Here is a 372-nt window from a genome sequence, read left to right as displayed (position 1 = left end):
CAATCGGTTTTTGCGCGCCCAGGTTGTCGATCTGCTCAACCGTGGTGCCTCACCGCGTCAGGCCAGTGACAGGTTGGCTGCGCTGTGGGGTGATAATACGTCCATGACTATTAGCCATGAGTCGATTTACCAGGCCCTTTACGTGCAAGGGGTAGGTAGCTTGCGCAAAGAACTTGTGTTTGAAAAGTCCTGCCGGACTACCCGGCCAGGGCGTAAACCCCGCTCGCTTTTAGCCGGGGTGCCTAAACCACGTGGAAAACGCTGGACCCATGATGCCAATATTTCACTTCGCCCAGCGGAAGCCAATGATCGTGCCGTGCCCGGTCATTGGGAAGGGGATTTGATTATTGGCGCAGATGGCACCAGTGCTTT

The 372-nt window shown here is 55.6% G+C and carries 1 protein-coding gene; it reads left to right on the top strand.

Translation table 11 applies throughout. The features are described from left to right. Positions 1-372 (top strand): transposase (locus tag HMPREF2847_RS11675; protein WP_371440731.1); only part of this gene is annotated, 372 nt, incomplete at both ends.

Source organism: Corynebacterium sp. HMSC074C03 (assembly GCF_001838285.1).
Taxonomy (GTDB): Bacteria; Actinomycetota; Actinomycetes; order Mycobacteriales; family Mycobacteriaceae; genus Corynebacterium; species Corynebacterium amycolatum.
The sequence above is the reverse complement of the archived record's forward strand: the minus strand, read 5'-3'. Positions and strand labels throughout refer to the sequence as shown.